This is a genomic window from Maribacter sp. Asnod2-G09 (assembly GCF_045063795.1).
Taxonomy (GTDB): Bacteria; Bacteroidota; Bacteroidia; order Flavobacteriales; family Flavobacteriaceae; genus Maribacter.
In genome coordinates, this window is sequence record NZ_JBEFOA010000002.1 from 177839 (window position 1) to 194542 (window position 16704).

At 34.8% G+C, this 16704-nt stretch carries 14 protein-coding genes; 4 read left to right on the top strand and 10 right to left on the bottom strand.

The window, feature by feature from the left end; genetic code table 11:
• Window positions 1-3: 3 nt before the first annotated feature.
• A complete protein-coding gene (locus ACJJVT_RS00795; RefSeq protein WP_405395644.1) occupies window positions 4-2568 on the bottom strand; it encodes a BamA/TamA family outer membrane protein in 2565 nt (854 codons plus the stop codon).
• Between the two features lie 54 nt (window positions 2569-2622).
• Between ACJJVT_RS00795 and ACJJVT_RS00800 the strand changes: the two genes are divergently transcribed.
• Complete coding sequence (locus ACJJVT_RS00800) at window positions 2623-3342, top strand: TrmH family RNA methyltransferase (protein ID WP_405395646.1); 720 nt, start codon at window positions 2623-2625, stop codon at window positions 3340-3342.
• 159 nt (window positions 3343-3501) lie between these two features.
• Here the strand turns inward: ACJJVT_RS00800 and ACJJVT_RS00805 are convergent, their stop codons facing one another.
• Window positions 3502-4194: a porin family protein gene (locus ACJJVT_RS00805; protein ID WP_405395648.1), complete on the bottom strand. Its 693-nt coding sequence runs from the start codon at window positions 4192-4194 to the stop codon at window positions 3502-3504.
• Window positions 4195-4248: 54 nt separating this feature from the next.
• Window positions 4249-4986, bottom strand: coding sequence for a bifunctional demethylmenaquinone methyltransferase/2-methoxy-6-polyprenyl-1,4-benzoquinol methylase UbiE (gene ubiE / locus ACJJVT_RS00810; protein WP_405395650.1), 738 nt, complete (start codon window positions 4984-4986; stop codon window positions 4249-4251).
• A gap of 228 nt (window positions 4987-5214) precedes the next feature.
• On the opposite strand from ubiE, the gene trkA reads away from it, so the two are divergent.
• Together trkA and ACJJVT_RS00820 are read left to right on the top strand one after the other, a co-directional pair.
• A complete protein-coding gene (gene trkA, locus ACJJVT_RS00815) occupies window positions 5215-6564 on the top strand; it encodes a Trk system potassium transporter TrkA (RefSeq protein WP_073247406.1) in 1350 nt (449 codons plus the stop codon).
• Between the two features lies 1 nt (window position 6565).
• Window positions 6566-8059 carry a TrkH family potassium uptake protein gene (locus ACJJVT_RS00820; RefSeq protein ID WP_405395653.1) on the top strand — a complete coding sequence of 498 codons (1494 nt, stop codon included), beginning with the start codon at window positions 6566-6568 and terminating at the stop codon, window positions 8057-8059.
• 75 nt (window positions 8060-8134) lie between these two features.
• Here ACJJVT_RS00820 and ACJJVT_RS00825 read toward each other — a convergent pair whose 3' ends face one another.
• Window positions 8135-9325: a pyridoxal phosphate-dependent aminotransferase gene (locus ACJJVT_RS00825; RefSeq protein WP_405395655.1), complete on the bottom strand. Its 1191-nt coding sequence runs from the start codon at window positions 9323-9325 to the stop codon at window positions 8135-8137.
• 15 nt (window positions 9326-9340) lie between these two features.
• Entirely contained in the window at window positions 9341-10441 is a 1101-nt protein-coding gene (locus ACJJVT_RS00830; protein ID WP_405395658.1) for a fatty acid desaturase family protein, read from the bottom strand.
• Between the two features lie 120 nt (window positions 10442-10561).
• Here ACJJVT_RS00830 and rsmG point away from each other — a divergent pair, with 120 nt between their 5' ends.
• Window positions 10562-11197, top strand: coding sequence for a 16S rRNA (guanine(527)-N(7))-methyltransferase RsmG (gene rsmG, locus ACJJVT_RS00835; protein ID WP_405395659.1), 636 nt, complete (start codon window positions 10562-10564; stop codon window positions 11195-11197).
• Window positions 11198-11497: 300 nt separating this feature from the next.
• On the opposite strand, the gene ACJJVT_RS00840 is transcribed toward rsmG, so the two are convergent.
• The 5 genes from ACJJVT_RS00840 to ACJJVT_RS00860 all read right to left on the bottom strand — a co-directional run bounded on the left by ACJJVT_RS00840 (window position 11498) and on the right by ACJJVT_RS00860 (window position 16611).
• Complete coding sequence (locus ACJJVT_RS00840) at window positions 11498-12010, bottom strand: DinB family protein (protein WP_405395661.1); 513 nt, start codon at window positions 12008-12010, stop codon at window positions 11498-11500.
• A 113-nt stretch (window positions 12011-12123) separates the two neighbouring features.
• On the bottom strand, window positions 12124-13752 hold the full coding sequence (gene pruA, locus ACJJVT_RS00845; RefSeq protein WP_405395662.1) for an L-glutamate gamma-semialdehyde dehydrogenase: 1629 nt from the start codon (window positions 13750-13752) through the stop codon (window positions 12124-12126).
• A 73-nt stretch (window positions 13753-13825) separates the two neighbouring features.
• Entirely contained in the window at window positions 13826-14212 is a 387-nt protein-coding gene (gene apaG / locus ACJJVT_RS00850; RefSeq protein WP_073247456.1) for a Co2+/Mg2+ efflux protein ApaG, read from the bottom strand.
• Between the two features lie 5 nt (window positions 14213-14217).
• Entirely contained in the window at window positions 14218-15342 is a 1125-nt protein-coding gene (locus tag ACJJVT_RS00855) for a DUF3667 domain-containing protein (protein ID WP_405395664.1), read from the bottom strand.
• A gap of 27 nt (window positions 15343-15369) precedes the next feature.
• Window positions 15370-16611 carry a DUF5103 domain-containing protein gene (locus ACJJVT_RS00860; protein ID WP_405395666.1) on the bottom strand — a complete coding sequence of 414 codons (1242 nt, stop codon included), beginning with the start codon at window positions 16609-16611 and terminating at the stop codon, window positions 15370-15372.
• Window positions 16612-16704 lie beyond the last annotated feature (93 nt).

Genomic DNA, 16704 nt, shown 5'->3' on the forward strand with positions numbered 1-16704 from the left:
TATTTAAAAGGGATAGTTGATACCTATTTGCAATACGGAATTTGCGAAGTTATAATCTCTAAACCAACGTTTAGGCTGAATTTCAGCCGGATTATAGGTTTTGAAGCCTAAATCTAATCGAAATAGAAAATAAGTAAAATCGTATCGTAAGCCTATACCTGTACCTAGGGCAATATCTTTCAAAGAGCCTAATCCGTCAAACGTGGCGTCAGGGTCTTCTACATTGTCCAGCACATTCCAGATGTTACCTGCATCTGCGAAAACAGCTCCGTTAATGTCACCTGCAATAGGAAATCTATATTCTAGATTTAAAGCCAGTTTTAAGTTTGCTTCATTAAAATCATTAACTGCAGAAACACTTCCAGGTCCTAAAGAATAGGGAAACCATGCGCGGTTGTCATTCGAGCCACCGCCAAAATAACTTCGAACAAAGGGAATGTTGTCAGAATTACCATAGGGGATTGCAATACCGAAAAATGCTCTTGCCGCTAATACATTAGAGCGAGATAGGTCCCAATATTTTACATATTCAAATTCATTCTTTATATACTGAGAAAATGGTACGCCAAAAACTAAAAGTTGGTCGTCATCATTTTTGTTGAACGGAATAATTGATGAAAAAGCAGAAAGTACATTACCTGCGCCTTCAATTTTCCATCGAAATTGATAAAACGAATTATCTATAGGTCCGGTTCTGTTGGTTTTGTTGAAGGTATAATTAGATGCAAAAATCAAATTATTCTCTGTTAGTCTTATTCTTCTTTCTTCAATAGAATTTACATCATCAAAATCATCTGTTGTTGAGCTAACTTCACTATTTATAATAGCATCTGTAAAACCTGTGGTGCCTGACGGTATTATTAAATTTAATTCATCATCGTTGTCACCGGTTTCAAAATATTCTGCCAATTCTGGGTATAAGGTGGTATCTTCGTAAGAGTCTGCAATATCATCTAGCAGTTCATAGGTATTTGTGTATACATTATAAAATCTATTACTATTGACATTTCTGACAAATTGAATATTTAGTAATTCAATATCATGATTTACGAAATCACTAGGTACCCAATTATAACCAAAAACAGCATTAAGAGTTTGTTTGTCCAAACCAATATTATTCTGAAAATTTGTACCGATGGCAATTCTTGTTTTAGGTAGTGTATAATTAGGTATGATTCTAGAAGTGTTAACAAACGGAAACCATATTCTAGGAAAATCTAAAGTAATGTCACCGCCAAATTCTGAAAAGTAATTGGCTTCAAAAGTATTGCTGCTTAAAAGTCCGTAAGATCCATTTGCAGAAATACTCAAGTTTTCGGCACCTTTGAAAATGTTTCTTATAAGTAGGGTAGTGCCTAGACCAACACCTAAACGACGCAGGTTAGAGCGGCTAACTTCGAAATTGGTACCAAGAGAATACTTTGTTTTTGGAGCCAAGTAAATATTCGTATTTACTTTGTTGCCTACAGAATCGGCTTCAAAAATGATATTCGGATATTTAAATACGTTAAGCGCATTTAACTGCCTAGAGGTTCTGATTTTATCTACATCTCTATAAATACTGTCTTTTTTGAAAAAGATGGCGTTAGCCAAAGTTTTGGGCTTTATATCAAAATTTTTTGAATAATGTATAGTGTAATCTTGGTAGTCTATCGTATAAAGAGAATCTTGAGAGTTGGTTGAAAGGTAATCTGTATAGATATTAATTTTATTAATCTTCTCTACTTTATACGCAGAAGTAGTTACTTCATTTTCTCCTCTAGTTTTTAAGTCACCAATATTTAGGGTAATATTCATTTGCTGATCATTTTCAGCTTTAATAGTATCTCTTAAAATATCGAAGGTAATAGAGCTTTCTTGAAAATTACGAATGCCACTGTTTCTAAAAATTCCTGTCAATCGTTCGCGTTCACCATTGAAATTGCTAAGGTCGAACTGTTGCCCTTCTCTAATTAATGATTGAGCAGAATTTAAAAAGTACAACGAATCTATAGCGGTAGATGATATATTGTTGCCAAGTGAATCGATCATATACGGGTCACCAAGTTCAATATGGTAGTTTACTTTAGCTTTTTTATGCTTGGCACTATCAATTTCGTAGGTGGTGTTATTGGTGAAATATCCTTTACTTTGGTAGTAGGCGCTTAGTTTTGCTAAACTTAGCCTAGTTTTTGTAGTGTCTAAAACTGTTGGTGCTTCGCCAATATCTTTAAGCCAGTTGCTAAGACCTTTTACTAAAAATGATTCGCCCAAACGTTCTACTTGCTTTTCTGAAAGTAGCTTGTCAAGCCTTTTTTTTCTATTTTCTTTTCGGTACAGCCATGCGTTGTAAGATGAATCAGGATTCTCTTTTGCTAAGTTGTATAAATTAAGTCTTAATGGGTAACCTAATACAGTAGAATTTGATTTTTGGTAGATAAGACTTTCTAATTCTTCGTTGTGTACTTTGATAGAATCGGCATAAATGGAGTTCTTAATCACTAAGAACTCGTCGTCCTCAACTTTTTTTAACGAGTTGCAGGATAGCAAGACTATTGCCAGTAGTGATAATAAGCTTAATTTAGCCATGTTGTTTTTGGAGCAAAGTGCCATCCTCATAGAAATCAAAAATACATTATTTGAATGGTTGTCAAAAGTGAATTGAAACTTATCAAAAGTCTACAGCAAAAAAAGTGCCGAAATGAGCATGGACTATTTGTTGTGGAAGGAAAAAAGACAGTGGAAGAAGTCGTGAATTCTGACATTAAAGTGTATAAACTATTTGCAGTAGAGCCTACCGGGTTAGATGTAAGTGGTGTGCAGGTAGCTGCAATATCAAATAAAGAATTAGGACAAATAAGTAGTCTAAAGAACCCTAATGGATATCTTGGAGTATTCCATATCCCTAAACAAACAGAGAATATTTTATCTGATTGGATTTTGGTGTTAGACGGAATTCAGGATCCAGGTAATTTAGGGACGATCATTAGACTTTGCGATTGGTTCGGTATTACTGATATTGTTTGTTCTACTACTACTGTAGATTGCTATAATGCTAAAGTATTACAAGCTACTATGGGTTCGATTACCAGAGTGAACATTCAATATACTGATCTAGAGGTGTTTTTGTCTGCAACAAAATTACCTGTGTATGGTACTTTTATGGAGGGGGTAAGTGTTAACGATTCTAAGTTACCGGAAAAAGGTATAATGATTATGGGTAATGAGGGAAAAGGAGTTTCTGACGCAGTAGCAAAACTTTGCACTGATAGATTAGCGATACCGCAATTTGGCGAAGCAACTACAGAAAGCCTAAATGTAGCTTCTGCAACTGCAATTTTACTTCATGAAATTAGAAGATAGTTAGGTGTTGGTAATCGAATAATTTAATTTTTGCTAATTGCTAATTGCTAATTGCTAATTGCTAATTGCTAATTGCTAATTGCTAATTGCTAATTGCTAATTGCTAATTGCTAATTGCTAATTGCTAATTGCTAATTGCTAATTGCTAATTGCTAATTGCTACTCAAAAGTGAAGTTGATGAAAATTCCGCGCGTTTTTAAGGACTCTATGTTTCCTGTCCAAGGGCTATTAGGGTCATTATCTGGAACTAATTCGTCGGTAATGGCAAAAACACCACGAATAGAAGGGGTGAATTTGAAGTACTCTAAGTAAAAATCAATACCGAAACCAAGTTCATAGTTGTAAACCCATTTTTTCATTCTAAAAGTACCAGAACTGTTGTCGTCAAGACTTTCTTCGTTACTACCTAGGTTAAGTCCGGTAGATACGCCACCTAAAAGAAACGGTTTAAAGTTTCCGTACCTTCTAGTACTCGCTTTTAATAGTAAAGGGAAATTAATATAAGTTGATTTTACCTCTCGAATAGCATCACGCTCATCTTCAAAGCCAGGGAAACCCATTAACCTTGATCCGTAGTGTAGTCCTGGTTCAAAACGTACATCTAAGAATTCGTTAAGTCGCACTTCGCCAATTAATCCAACATTAAAACCAAAGCTTTTGCTGACCAGTATATCTTGGGCATTTTCTTTGTATTCTATTTTAAAGTCATATTGATTTAACCCAAGGAAGTAACCCCAGTTTAAGAGTTTCTTATCTTCGTTTTGTTTATTCAATATGGGGCTTTCGTTGAATTGAGCACTTGTTATATTAACAAGCAACAACGTTAGGGGTATAAAAAACCACTTCTTCATATATCCTGGTTTACGATTGTAAAACGTCAAATATAAATTGTGAGTATGCTAAAATTATTTTTTAGCCTTCTTTGCAACATATATTGATGCAACCCCAAATGTTTGAGGTTTATTCGTTACATCTATAAACCCGATTTCGCGTAAAATATTGTTGAAGTTTTCACCATGTGGAAAAACAGAAGCAGATTCGCTTAAATAGCCATAAGCAGAATCATCTTTTGAGAATAATTTTCCAATTAATGGAAGTATGTTTTTGGTATAAAATCTATAGCCTTGTTTGTACGGAGTTTTGGTAGGTACAGAAGTTTCTAAGACAACCAACGTGCCATTTGGTTTTAAAACCCGCAATATTTCGGCCATGCCGGTATTCAGAGTTTCAAAATTTCTTACTCCGAAAGAAACTGTTACGGCGTCAAAAGAATTGTCATCGAACGTTAGTTTCTCACTATCGCCAACTACCATTTCAATAGTACTATCAAGTTTTTTATCGATCACTTTTTCTTTACCGACAGCTAGCATCCCTGGAGAAATATCTAGACCTACAATTTTATTTGCGCCAGTTTTAACAAGGGCAATAGCAAGGTCGCCGGTACCAGTAGCAATATCTAGAATAGATTGTGGTTTTTCTTTTTTTAATATTTCTACAACCTTTTTACGCCATTTAATATCTATTCCAAATGATATTACGCGGTTTAGTCCGTCATAATTTTTAGAAATAGTATCGAACATTTTAGTTACCTGTTCCTTTTTTCCCAGGTTAGAATCTTTGTATGGAGTAACTTTTTGGGGCATTTTATAGCTGTTTTTTTGGCAAATATACAATATAGCTAATGCTTTATTCCTTTTTAACGATTTAGGTTGGTCATTGATGGTTAAAGAATTGAAAATAAAGAATAAACTAATTTAATTATGTAATTTTGCCCCATAATAAATGCTATAGATTTCAAGACTACTTTTAAGTATATATGATAGTTAAGAGAAGAAAATTAGTGCTTGATAAATAGCGGTCTAATAAAATAAATGAAGATTATAATTGCTGGTGCTGGGGAAGTAGGCTTTCATTTAGCCAAGTTACTCTCCTATGAATCACAGGATATTACCTTAATCGATTCTAAAAAAGAAAGTCTTGCTTACGCAGATAATCATTTAGATATACGAGTTTTAAAAGGCGATGCAACTTCTATTGCGGTATTAAACGATGCTCAGGTAAAAGATTCAGATTTGGTTATTGCGGTAACTTCTTCGGAAACTACGAACTTAACACTTTGCATGCTTGCTAAGCAGTTAGGTTGTAAGCGAACTATTGCCAGAATATCGAATACCGAGTTTATTAAGAATAAAGATTTACTGAGATTTTCAGATTTAGGTATCGATGAGTTGATATCTCCAGAAGCTTTGGCAGCAACTGAAATTCAGATGCTTTTAAATAAATCGGCGTTTAATGATACTTATGAGTTTGAAGATGGAGAGTTGATCATGGTAGGTGTGTCATTACTTAAGTCGGCACCATTTGTAGGTAAGCAAGTAAAAGAAGCTGCAAAGATTTTTCCAGAATTACACTTCATGCCAATTGCATTACAGCGAACAGGTACGCAGTATACTGTAATACCTAGAGGTGATACTGTGTTTAAAGAAGGTGATCAAGTTTATTTTATCACTGTAAAAAAAGGTGTAGATGAACTTTATAAATTAACCGGAAAGAAAAAAGCAGAAATCAAGAATGTAATGATTCTTGGAGGAAGTAAAGTTGGTTACAAGACAGCTAGGGATCTGTGTGCCAACAAATTCAACGTAAAGTTGATAGAAAAAAATAAAGAGAAAGCTTTTGATTTAGCAGATGAGTTGCCAAATGCACTTGTAATTAATGGTGATGGTAGAAATGTTGAATTGTTAGATGAAGAGAGTTTAGAATCTATGGATGCCTTTATTGCGGTTACCGGAAATTCTGAAACGAATATTATGTCATGCTTGGTGGCAAAATCAAAGTATATAAAAAAGACGATAGCGTTAGTTGAGAATATGGATTATTTTCAGCTTTCTCATTCTATCGGTATTGATACTTTAATCAATAAAAAACTATTAGCAGCTAATAACATTTTTAGACACATACGTAAAGGAGAAGTAGTTGCCTTAATGCGTTTGAATAATTTAAATGCTGAGATTTTAGAGTTTATAGTGAAAAAGAATTCAAAAGTAACCGGAGCAACAATTAGGGAGCTAGATTTTCCGAAAGCAGCTACTATTGGCGGTGTTGTTAGAGATGGTGTAGGGCATATTGCACTTGGTGGATTTAAAATTCAAGAAGGAGATCGAGTTGTAGTTTGTTGTTTGCCGAACGAGATTCAAAAAATAGAACGAATGTTCCTGTAAGATGCGGCTTAATTTAAGAATCATAATTCATATAATGGGGCTTCTGTTGCTTTGCAATGGAGGCTTTATGCTTTTGGCTGCTGTTGTCAGTGGTGTATATCAAGACGGGGCTACTTTAAGTATAGCGTTGGCATCTATAAGCACTATGTTTGTAGGTGTTTTTATGATGTACTATACCAGAGGTCATAAAAAAGAAGTGAAGCAGAAAGAAGGCTATATTATTGTAACCTTCGGGTGGATAGTGATGTCTATTTCTGGTATGCTTCCTTATTTATTTTCAGGGGCAATACCAACAGTAACAAATGCTTTTTTTGAAACTATATCAGGTTACACAACTACAGGGGCTTCAATTATGGATGACATTGAAGCAATGCCAGAAGGTATTTTGTTTTGGAGAAGTTTAACCCACTGGATTGGTGGTATGGGTATTATCGTATTGGCGATTGCCATATTGCCTTTGTTGGGAATAGGAGGTATGCAGTTGTTTTCTGCGGAAGCACCAGGACCTACAGGAGATAAATTACACCCAAGAATTACAGATACGGCAAAACGCTTGTGGCTAATTTATTTCGGCTATACGGTAGCAGAAACCATTTTGCTTCAAGTAGCAGGAATGTCATTTTTTGATGCAATAAATCACGCTATGGCAACGCTATCTACTGGTGGTTTTTCTACAAAAAATGCAAGTGTAGCGCATTGGAATGATCAACCTGTTATTCAATATATCATCATATTCTTTATGTTTCTGGCAGGTAGTAATTTTGTATTGAGTTATTTCGCTTTTAAAGGAAAAGTTCAGAAAGTAATACAAGATGAAGAGTTTAAGTACTACGCCGGTTTTACCATTGTCTTTACCATAATAGTAGCCTTAGTAGTATATTATCAAGCAAATATTACAGATTTTACTCCTGGGTATCCTATGGTTTTAGGTAAGGCGGAAAGTGCATTCAGGCATTCGTTATTTCAAATAATTTCTGTGATTACAACAACAGGTTTTGTAAGTGCAGATTTTACACAGTGGACACCTTTCTTGACTGTGTTTTTCTTCGGATTATTTTTCTTAGGAGGTTCGGCAGGATCAACGGCAGGTGGTATAAAAGTAATGCGTCACTTGTTGATTATAAAGAATGGTGTATTAGAGTTTAAAAGAACATTGCATACTAATGCCATCATACCTGTACGATATAACAATAAGACTGTAAAAGAGAAAATAGTTTATAATATAATCGGATTCTTTGTGCTATACATGCTGCTCTTTATTATTGGGGCATTAGTGCTGGGCTTTTTGGGGTTAGATTTTGAATCTGCCATAGGTGGCGCAGCGTCATCTTTAGGTAATGTTGGTCCGGCTTTGGGGAGTTTAAATCCTGTAAGCAATTTCAATAGTTTACCTGATTTGGCAAAGTGGTGGTGCGGATTTTTAATGTTGGCAGGTAGGTTAGAACTTTTTACCGTTCTAATATTATTGACCCCATATTTTTGGAAAAGAACTTAAGTTTAGTAAAACTATAAAGCATAAAAAAGTCCCTTCGTTTGAAGGGACTTTTTATTTTTTATGAATAGCTGAGGTTTATTTCAGCGCTTCTTTTATTCTTGATATTGCTTCTTTGATTTCTTTTACCGACGCGGCATAAGAAATACGTATGCAATTGCCGTTTCCAAAAGCATCACCAGTAACGGTTGCAACATTGGCAGCTTCTAAAATATACATGGAGAAATCTGAAGCATTATTGATAGTTGTGCCATTGAATGTTTTACCAAAATAAGCGGTTACATCTGGGTATACATAAAAAGCACCTTCAGGTTCGTTGCATTTAAAACCTTCAATTTCGTTTAGTAGACCTAAAATAAGTTTACGTCTTTCCTTAAATTCATCTACCATGTATTTAATACGGTCTGGCGATTCTTCTAAAGCAGTAATTACAGCACGCTGAGCAATACAATTTGCGCCACTGGTAACTTGACCTTGTAACTTATTTGTTGCACGAGCAATGTAAGCAGGTGCACCAATATAGCCAATACGCCATCCAGTCATCGCAAATGCTTTTGCAACTCCGTTTACAGTAACGGTACGATCAAACATATCTTCAAATTCTGCCATTGAAGCATGTGCAGTAACTCCGTAATTGATGTGTTCGTATATTTCATCACTAACCACGATAATTTGCGGGTGATTTTTTAAAACATCTGCAAGAGCGCGTAATTCCTTTTTGCTATAAATAGATCCACTTGGGTTACAAGGAGAACTATACCATAACATTTTTGTTTTAGGTGTAATTGCAGCTTCTAACTGTTCAGGTGTCATTTTAAAATCGTTCTCTAAAGAAGTAGGTACTTCTACAGGTACGCCATCTGCCAGCTTTACAATATCACTATAACTAACCCAGTATGGGCAAGGTAAAATAACTTCATCACCTGGGTTTAAGACAACCTGCGCAACGTTATATAAAGATTGTTTAGCACCTGTTGAAACAACAATTTGTGGTAGTTCGTATGAAAGGTTGTTATCTCTTTTGAATTTAGTGATAATAGCCTTTTTTAGATCAACGTAACCATCTACGGGTGAGTAAGAGTTGTAGTCATCATTGATCGCTTGTATAGCTGCCTCTTTGATGTAATCAGGAGTATTAAAATCTGGTTCGCCTAAGCTTAAACCGATAATATCTTTGCCTTCTGCTCTTAATTCACGGGCCTTAGCGGCCATTTCCAAAGTAGCTGACGGTGTAACGCTGTTAATTCTGTCCGAAAGTTGATTGCTCATGGTTGCTCTTAATTTCTAGTATTGTAATGTAGGCTCTTTGCCTAATTCTTTTAAATGTTTAAAGTGCGAAATTATAGCTTTTCTAGTAGTTTTATACTCGTGATATGGTAAATTAAATTCCTGTGCCGTTTGTTTCACAATTTTCGAAATATTTGTGTAATGTACGTGACTTATGTTCGGGAATATATGGTGTTCAACTTGGTGATTTAATCCACCTGTAAACCAATTTACAATCTTGTTTTTGGTACCGAAGTTTACGGTTGTGAACAATTGGTGAATTGCCCATGTATTTTTCATAGTACCGGATTCATCAGGTAAAGGCGTGTCTGCATCATCGACAATATGTGCCAATTGAAATACAACACTTAATATAACTCCTGCAACATAGTGCATTAAAAAGAAACCGATCAAGATTTTCCACCATGCGATATCTAAAATCAACATAGGTAAAACAATCCATATAGTAATGTAAAGTAATTTTGTAATAATAAGGGTGCTCCAGTTCATAGTGGCGCTTGGTAGTTTGCCGTAAGATAATTTACGCTTCATGTACCTGTACATTTGCTGAAAATCGGTCGTAATCGCCCAGTTGAATGTTAATAGACCGTAAAGTAAAACGGAATAGAAATGTTGAAACTTGTGGTGTTTTTTCCATTCTGCATGTTTCGAGAAACGTAGAATTCTACCCGCTTCCATATCTTCATCATGCTCATGAATATTGGTGTATGTATGGTGAAGTACATTGTGTTGTACCTGCCAGTTGTATACATTGCCTGCAAGAATGTAGATGCTACTTCCCATTAATTTGTTCACCCATTTTTTATTAGAGTATGCGCCATGGTTGCCATCATGCATAACGTTCATGCCAACACCTGCCATACCAATACCCATAACGATGGTTAAGAGAATGTTGGCCCAGTTAGGTAAACCTAACGTTAGTATTAAAAAATATGGGGCAAGAAAGAGAGCGAACATAACTACAGTTTTTAAGTGTAATTTCCAGTTGCCTGTTTTCTTTAATTTATTTGTTTTAAAATAATCGTTAACTCTGCTGTTCAAAGTTTTAAAAAACTTCGCAGAATCTGTTCTTGGAAAACGAATGGTATTTTGTTCCATAATTCAGTAATCTTTTACTTAATATTTTGTAATTGAATCTATAATAGTTTGATAGCTTAATTAAAAGCTAAATCTTTGCATCAGTGAAAATACTAATATTATCTATTTACAAATATACGCATGACTGTTGAAATCATATTTGAAAATTTTCCCAATTTAACTGAAAATCAGAAACAGGAGTTTAGAAAATTAGAGGAATTGTATAAAGATTGGAATCAAAAAATTAATGTGGTGTCTCGAAAAGATATAGATGAACTCTATCTTAGGCATGTTTTGCATTCACTAGGTATCGCAAAATTCATACAATTTAAAGATGGCGCTTCAATACTTGATGTTGGAACAGGTGGTGGTTTTCCTGGTATACCATTGGCTATTTTGTTTCCTGAAGTACATTTTACGTTAGTGGACTCTATTGGTAAAAAAATAAAAGTAGTAAATGAGGTTGTTGAAGGTTTACAACTAACTAATGTAACTACCATAAACGCTAGGGTTGAAGAGATACCGGGTAAATTCGATTTTATCGTCAGTAGGGCAGTGGCAGCGATGCCAACTTTTGTACACTGGATAAAAGGAAAAATCAAAAAGGAATCTCAACACCCTATTCGCAATGGAATATTGTATTTGAAAGGTGGTGATTTAAACGAGGAATTGAAAGACTATAGAACGGCTGAAATTTATAATTTGACCGATTATTTTAAAGAAGATTTCTTTGAGACAAAGAAAATGGTCTATTTGCCGTTAAAGTATAAAGGGTAAGCGTAAAGTTTTACAGAAGAAAAGAACTGTAATAAGCCTTCTTGTATTTACGAGCAAACTCTTTTAAATAATTCCAAGAATGGATCTGAATGCATGTCATGTGTAATCTAATACTATCGATAGTCATAAGCAATTGATTTTTAGTGAGGTACAAATTTCGGAAAATTACCCTGAGTTTACAATTAATTAACGTTAAATTTACATTGATATTGTATTGAAGTGATGTTAATGTTTCTTAAATAGCAAAAAAAACGCCCATCAACTATTTGTCGATGGGCGTTTTAGTATTTGTAAAAATGATTATTCACTCCATGGTGGTACAACTCCGTTTGTTCTTGCATAAGCAATAAGTTGACCTTTATGTTCGCCGTTGTGTTCCATAATGGCTAGTAATCCGCCTAGTTTATTAGATTTCATAAAACCAAAATCAACTTCTTCGTTTAAAGATCCATCTTCAACATTGGTAATATTTTCTAGAACGAATTCGTTAGATTTTTTAAGAGCTGCAATGATGTTCTCTTTACCTGTAATTTTACCTAAGTTCATTACATCTACATCTTCTGGTGGAGCAAATCCTAATTTAGAGGCTAAAAAGTAATTGCCACCTGCAACGTGTAAAAGGGCTTCGCCAACAGAGCTGATACCTTCTGCTGGTCTCCAGTCATATTTTTCTTCAGGAAATGCTTCGGCAAGTTGTATCACTTGAGACTGGTTTCCGGTTAAAACGGCTTTAATTGTGTTCTGTGTTAATTCTTCTTGTGCGTAAGAAAAGCATCCTGTAAATAAGAATGCTGCGAGTAGTAACTTTTTCATAATTAGTGTATTAAGGTTGTTAAAAGTAAAATGCAATACCTGTAATGTAAGCTAAAAGAAGCGCTATGTCAAAAAAAAAAGGCTGAATTTACATTCAGCCTTTAAAGTTATTTTCATCCTAAAAACGGATACCTGTAATCAACAGGAGTAACAAAAGTCTCTTTTATTAATCTTGGAGAAACCCAGCGTAAAAGGTTTTGAGCTGATCCAGCCTTATCGTTTGTTCCAGAAGCTCTTGCTCCACCGAAAGGTTGTTGACCAACTACAGCACCTGTAGGTTTGTCGTTAATATAGAAGTTACCTGCACAGTTTTGTAATGCTTTGGTAGCTTCGTCAATAGCATATCTATCTTGTGAAAGTACAGCGCCAGTAAGTGCGTACTCAGAAGTGCCATCAATTAATTGTAATGTTTCGCTCCAATCTTTATCGTCGTAAACGTAAATAGTAACTACTGGTCCGAATAATTCAGTTTCCATAGTAGTGTATTTAGGGTCTGTGGTTAATATAACCGTTGGCTCGATAAAGTAGCCTTTAGATTTGTCAAAAGATCCACCAGCATATACTTCAGCATTTTTATCTTCTTTTGCTTGGGTAATATATTTCGCCAATTTGTCAAAGGAACCTTCGTGAATTACTGCAGTAATGAAATTGCTCATATCTTCAGGAGATCCAGGCTCGTTAAAAGAAGCTATATCAGCTTTAACATATTCTAAAATCTCTTTAGAAGTAGATTTTGGTAAATATACTCTTGAAGCAGCGCTACATTTTTGACCTTGAAATTCGAATGCCCCTCTTGAAATAGCAGTAGCTACTTGTTTAGGGTTAGCAGTTGGGTGTGCTAGAATAAAATCTTTACCACCAGTTTCACCAACTATTTTCGGGTATGTTTTATAGGTGTGAATATTATTTCCTATTTGCTTCCAAAGTTCTTTGAATACGTGCGTAGAACCTGTAAAGTGAATACCAGCAAAATCTGGGCTAGCCAATACTGTTTCGGTAATCATTACTGGGTCGCCATAAACAACATTGATAACTCCGTCAGGCAAACCGGCTTCTTTGAAAATATCTACAATAACTTTAGCAGAGAAAACCTGAGAGTCACTCGGTTTCCAAACAACAACGTTACCCATCATAGCTGCACTTGCAGGTAAGTTACCGGCAATAGCAGTAAAGTTGAAAGGGGTAATTGCGTAAATGAATCCTTCTAAAGGGCGATATTCTACTCTGTTCCAAATACCTTCGGCAGAATCTGGTTGCTCTGCATAAATTTGAGACATGTACTCTACGTTAAAACGTAAAAAGTCAATTAACTCGCAGGCAGCATCTATTTCTGCTTGGTGAATATTTTTAGATTGTGCGATCATGGTTGCCGCATTAATCTTAGCACGGTAAGGGCCGGCAATTAACTCTGCGGCTTTCAAGAAAATAGCTGCACGTTGCTCCCAAGTTAAGTTGGCCCATGCATCTCTAGATGATAAACAGTTATCGATCGCAGATTGAACGTTTTCCTTATTGGCAGTATGATAAGTACCTACAATGTGTTTGTGATCGTGTGGTGGCGACATTGGCTTGGTGTTGCCTGTGCGTACCTCTTCTGAACCAATATACATTGGTACATCAACCGTGTTGTTGAAATATGCTTTGTATTGTTCCAAAACTGCTTCTCTTTCTGGAGATCCAGGAGCATAGCTTTTAATTGGTTCATTAAATGCTGTAGGAACTTGAAAAAATCCTTTACCCATTGTTAATTTTTTTAAATTAAAAAGTTGAACAAAGGTACTAAAAGGGTGGTGGACTAAAAACTATAAAAAGACTTTAGTTAAGGGCGAAAGGTGCGCTAAATTTAAAAGTAGGAATGTAAACTCTAAACTTTTCGGCATTACTCATGATTACCATATTGTAATGACCTTTCATTGCGCCTATTGGCGAAGTTAAAAGACAGCCTGAATTGTAGGTGTGAGATTCCCCTGGCTGAATTACTGGTTTTTTACCAATAACACCTTCACCGTCTAGGGTTTCCATTTCGTTTAAAGAATCATATATTTTCCAATGACGAGAAGTTAACTGAACAACATCTTTACTCTGGTTCTCAATGGTAATAGTATACCCAAAAGCATAATGCATTTTATAGTTTTTAAAGAACGTGCCTTCAAAAGTTGTTTGAACCGAAATTTTAATGCCTTTAGTTACCTGTGTTATCATCATATTTAATATGTAAATACGCTTGCTGCGATTAATATGGTTATCGCTATACTCCCTAAGATAAAAAATAATGTATTTAGGAAAAAATATTTTATAACCGTTTTAACTCTTCCTTGCTGATAGAAATTTCGCATTGCTTTGTAAAGGTAAATAGCGAATATTAAAATAAACAATCCTTCGCTACTAATATTGAACACCGCGTTGATCAAATTGCTAACAATGAGCAAGATAAATAATAATGACTGATTGTGGAAACTAAAGATTAAATGATCGGTATAAGTGTATTTTTTTCTGATATAGACCATCCAAATGAAAATAGAAAAGAATGGAAGAAAGAAAAATGTGGTGAAAGGCAGTTTTGAAATTAAAGAATTTACGAACGTTCCGGGTCGTTTTTCAATATCAACCAAACTGCTGGCTAAGTTAAATGCCATTTCATTTTCTTTGTTTTCTGGTATTTCAAATTTAGTTAAGCCTTGTTCAAAATAATAAATGGTATCGTGCTTAATAATGGTGTTGAAGAAGTCAATTTTACCAAGAAAGCGCCGCGTTAGATCCTCAGTATTAATTTCTTTAAAATAAGACTTAGGATTTACTAAAATAGTAGAGTCTTTATCGCTCATTTGATTTTTGAAAAAGCTATTTATTTTAAGCGAATCCATTTGAATTAGGGCAAGCTGCCGTTCTTCTTCATTTTCAAATTCAATTTTATCAAATTCTGTTTGAAGGTCAATAATCGGTTCTCTTGTTTCGTAGCCAAATTTATTAAAAGACTCAAATTCGCTGCTAAAGCTGATAATTAGAAAATAAATAATAGATAAACTCAGTAGAAAGCGAAAAGGGTTGGTGTAAGACAGGCGTTTGCCACGAATATATTCTCGTGTTATTTTACCTGGTCTTAAGAGTAAGGCGGTTAAAGTTTTCCATAACTTAGAATCGTATGAGAAATAATTCGCAAGAAACTCTTCAAAAAAATCAAAAAGTGTGAGTTTTTTGGTACTATTGGCTTGAGAGCAATTAGGGCAATATTTATCACTTAAATCTAGAGGGTGCCCACAATTTAGACAATCTACGCCTCTATATTTTAGTTTGAATCTGCCTGATGGTTGAACGGCTGGTTTGTTCTCCATAAATCAATGAAAAACGTAAATATACAGTTAGTTGGTGATATTTCTAGAATTGGCAGAACCAATACCTATAATACTATCGTACATGTCGCCAAAGTTGCGGTAGTATACAAGTACTAGGTAATTGTTTTCGGTAAAATGGAAGTTGCCGCCAACCTCATTTAATTTAATTTTTTCGCCACCTTTAACCGCGTACTTGTAATTATAAAAACCCTGTTTCATTTTTAAGGTAGCTTCTAGCATACCGTTCTTTTCGTTGTAAACCATTTTGTTTTGGTCTGTGAGGGCGTAGTTATTGAATTTGCCGAAAATATAAACATCATCTAAGGCAATGTATTCGGTGTATGGTAAACTGAAATAAACGTTGGTGTACTCAGCTTCTTTAGAGGCATTGTCGCCTTGTAAAGTTCGAACGACAAAATCTCCATTTATATCAGGAAAATAGGTATATGGTTTGTCGTTTCTAAAATCATCAGCGAATAAATAATGATTATAAAGGTCTGTAAGATCAATGCTAGAAATTTGTGAACTTGGTGCCCTAAGGTCGCTAGTGTCGAACAATAGAAATTCATTACCACCATAAAAGGCGGTTTCTTGATCATATTTGTATACTAATTCGCTACCTAAAGTATATTGTGGGGCTATGTTGGTGATAGCGGTCGGCCAATAATGATTTTGAAGAATGGCAACTTTTACTTCTTTCTTCGGGTTTATAAGACGTAACGAACCAGAGGTAATGCTAAATTGAACGACTTGCTTTTCGTTGATATAATTAAAATCTCTAGAACGTTTAATAGCAGTAGAAACAGCAACAATGTCTTTGTATACTACAAATCTTCTTGAGAATTGTAGGTCGTTGTTGCTATTGTAAATTTCGATAAGATAATTGCCGCTAACTTTTAATCGAACATTATCGTTTGGTATGGTAAGTTGATAATTAGAATATGATTGTAGCGTACTATAACTGTTTTCGTAATCAGTAATTCTTTGATTATCGACACCGTCTAAGTATTGAGATTTTAATAAAGAAGAGGGTGTCCAATCGTAATCGCAATGAATTACCTTATAGTAGTAATCTTGTTCATTGGCTAAAATATCATCGAATTCTAGGTATAAAGGTTCTCCTATTTTGATAACGGGAAATTGATCTTCGGTGGGGCCTTTAAAAACTATAGATTTTATGTTCTCAGGCGGATTAAACTCTTCTTGAACTTGAGCAGCTAAATTTTGTAAAAATAATAGACAAATAAAGTGTTTGAAGAAAATGCGCATTATACCCCGTTTTTTTAAGTAAAGGTAAACAAAAAGGGTGCCTAAAAAATATACCTCGTTCTATTGTCTAATTTATGGGGCAATAATTATGAA